Source organism: Microbacterium sp. ARD31, from assembly GCF_031844425.1.
In genome coordinates this window covers 1-2,982 of sequence record NZ_JAUZVE010000120.1, presented here as the reverse complement: position 1 = coordinate 2,982, position 2,982 = coordinate 1, and the positions used below count along the sequence as shown (strand labels likewise).

The following is a 2,982-nucleotide window of genomic DNA, read 5'->3' as shown; positions in this document are numbered from 1 at the left end:
GTTGCGATCTTCAATGGGGGACAGAGGGTGGTACTTCCCCTCAGCCCTCTCCTGCAGACAGAGCTTGCGCGACTGCGGGGCTGGCGTGGGATTCGCGTTGTCGGTCGCTGGGCGCGTTCCGACGAAGTCCGAGCGGAGCGCTTGACGACAGCGGACACGCACGCCTTGGTATTGAATCTTCGCCGGCTCGCGCGCGACGCTACTGCGCAGGGAGATCAGCTGTACATGTGGATCGACGTCGACGAGCGGGCGCTCTTCGTCAATCGCTGAGTGCGGAAGAGGCACGCCGCCAGGTCGCGAAGAGGCAGCGGCGCCCGAGACTTCAGGAACAGGTGGCAAGTGGATACATCGCCAGGCCTCCGGATTGCCGCGATCGGAGTTGCGATCGCTGTGCAAGCCTGTGTTCCCCTGTTCCTAGGTGAGTGGGCGATCGCCTTGGCCGTGGTCGTCGTCGGACTCTTCGTCGCGGCGGTCGGAATGGCCATCGCGCGCGCCTCGCATCGGCGATCGCGGCTCCCTCTCGAGGGTGACTCCGACCGCTGAGGCGTGGAAGCGATGTCGTCGCTCCGCGCCGGGCGCCATCGGCAACCTCTGCGAGCAGCAGGGATTCTTCCCTACGGGAGCGAGGATCCCCCGCGGCTGTCGACCGGAGATACCGTGCCCCCGCGCTGTTCGGCCTCGAGACGCTCCGCTTCCTCGCCTCCGATCGCTTCGCCGCGTGCGACCAGCCCCGCCACGTCGGAGAGCGGGATCTCCTTGAGGAAGAGCGCGAGCACGAGCGCGATGCCCATGAACGGGATGAGGTACCAGAACACGGGCGCCAGCGCGTCGGCGTATGCGGTGACCACACCGTCCCGGATCGCGTCGGGAAGCTCACTGAGCACGGACGGGTCGATGGTCGAGGTGGCCTGGCCGGCCTGCTCGGCGGTGGCGCCGGCATCCGTGAACACGCTCGTGAGGTTCTCGGTGAGACGGGTGGTGAACAGCGTGCCGAACACGGCGGTGCCGAGGGCGGCGCCGACTTCGCGGAAGTAGCTGTTCGTCGACGTGGCGGTGCCGATCTCGGCCGCCGGCACCGCGTTCTGCACGACCAGCACGACCACCTGCATGATGAGGCCCAAGCCGGCACCGAAGACGAACAGGTAGACGCAGATCAGCCAGATCGGCGTGGTCGCGGTGAGGGTGGTCATGGCGAACATCGCGAGGCCCGTGACGATCGTGCCGACAATCGGGAAGATCTTGTACTTGCCCGTCTTCGTGATCAGCAGACCGGACGCGATCGAGGTTCCCATGAGACCGACCATCATCGGCAGCATGAGCAGGCCGGATGCCGCGGCCGACGTGCCCGAGGACATCTGCAGGAACGTCGGCACGAAGCCGATGGCCGCGAACATGCCGATGCCGAGGGCGAGACCGATCGCCGTCGCATTGACGAAGATCGGGTTGCGGAACATCGACAGCGGCATGATCGGGTCCGCGGCGCGTGATTCGGTGAAGATGAACAGCGCGGCGGCCGCCAGCAGGCCGGCGCCCCATGCCCAGGTGAACCAGTCGCCCCAGCCGAACTCGGCCGACCCGCCGAAGTCGGTGAAGAAGATGAGGCAGGTGGTCGCGATCGACAGGAAGAGCACGCCGAGCCAGTCGATCGGCTTCTCGCGCTTCTTATCCGGCAGCTTGAGGGCGAAGACCGCGATGAGGAACGCCGCGATGCCGATGGGGATGTTGATGTAGAACGCCCACTGCCAGGTGAGGTGGTCGACGAAGAACCCGCCGAGGAGGGGCCCGGCGACGGCAGCGAGGCCGAAGATGGCGCCGAGGGGTCCGAGGTACTTGCCGCGCTCGGAGGCGGGGACGATGTCGGCGATGATCGCCTGCGACAGGATCATGAGTCCGCCGCCGCCGAGACCCTGGACCGCTCGGAAGACCACGAACATCCAGAAGTCGGTGGCGAACGCGCAGCCGATGGACGCGAGCGTGAAGATCGCGATCGCGACCATGAACAGTCGACGGCGCCCGAGGACATCGCCGAACTTGCCGTAGATCGGCATCACGATCGTGGTGGCGAGAATGTACGCGGTGGTGATCCACACCTGGTGCGAGACGCCGCCGAGCTCGCCGACAATCGTCGGCATCGCGGTGGAGACGATCGTCTGATCGAGGGATGCCAGCAGCATGCCGGCGATCAGCGCGGAGAAGATGATCCAGATCCGGCGCTTGGTCAGGAGGAACGGACTGCTCCCGTTCGAGGTGGTTTCGCTCGTGGCGGTCATCGTGGCAGTCCCATCAATGCGTCTTGGCTGTCGAAGAGTTCACGCGCCGCGACGATGCGTCGCTCGAAGATGTCGACGAAGCTGTCTTCGTTGCCGGGGCGGAGGAACTCGGCGCCGGCGGAGCGCACGAGCGCGCCGACGATCTGTGCCGCCGCCTGTGCCCGCAGATCGCCGCTCGGCAGATTCTCGCGCTGCTCGACGAGACGAGCGTCGAACTGCTCGCCCTCGAAGCCGAGCTCGATCATCCGGCCGAGCAGCCGCGGCTCCTTCTCGACGGCGCGAAACAGATCGCTGACGGTGTCTGGCGCGATATCGAGCGCGCGCCACCGCTCCTCGGCCAACGCGGCCAGGTCGGTGAGCAGCGACGGGGACAGGCCGACGCTGTCGCTGGTCTTCGAGAGGAAGGCGGCGACCGCGGCGGCGTCGGCGCGCTCGATCGGCATGCCGAGAACGGCGTCGTCCTTCGATGAGAAGTAGTTGAAGAAGGTGCGTCGCGACACAGCGGCCTCGCTGCACAGCTCCTCGACCGTGAAGCCGGCCAGCCCGCGCTCCGCCGTGAAGTGGCGGGCGACACGGATCAAGTTGCGCGTCGTGTCCGACCGTCGTCTCTCGCGAGGGGAATCTGCACTAACGTCCATGGAGTGCAAGATTACACTCAACGCCCGCGAGTGCAAAAACGTTGCTCTCCTGGTTGTTCGATGCTAACCTACCG

The 2,982-nt window shown here is 66.3% G+C and carries 3 protein-coding genes; 1 reads left to right on the top strand and 2 read right to left on the bottom strand.

Annotated elements, in window-relative coordinates; translation table 11 throughout:
- A partial coding sequence (locus Q9S36_RS51470) for a hypothetical protein (RefSeq protein WP_311292430.1) occupies positions 1–270 on the top strand: 270 nt, incomplete at its 5' end.
- A 344-nt stretch (positions 271–614) separates the two neighbouring features.
- On the opposite strand, the gene Q9S36_RS51465 is transcribed toward Q9S36_RS51470, so the two are convergent.
- Both Q9S36_RS51465 and Q9S36_RS51460 read right to left on the bottom strand, forming a co-directional pair.
- The gene (locus Q9S36_RS51465) at positions 615–2,270 is read right to left on the bottom strand and encodes an MDR family MFS transporter (RefSeq protein WP_311292429.1); all 1,656 of its coding nucleotides are present in this window, start codon (positions 2,268–2,270) and stop codon (positions 615–617) included.
- Complete coding sequence (locus tag Q9S36_RS51460) at positions 2,267–2,908, bottom strand: helix-turn-helix domain-containing protein (protein WP_311292431.1); 642 nt, start codon at positions 2,906–2,908, stop codon at positions 2,267–2,269. The genes Q9S36_RS51465 and Q9S36_RS51460 overlap by 4 nt, the downstream gene beginning before the upstream one ends.
- Positions 2,909–2,982 lie beyond the last annotated feature (74 nt).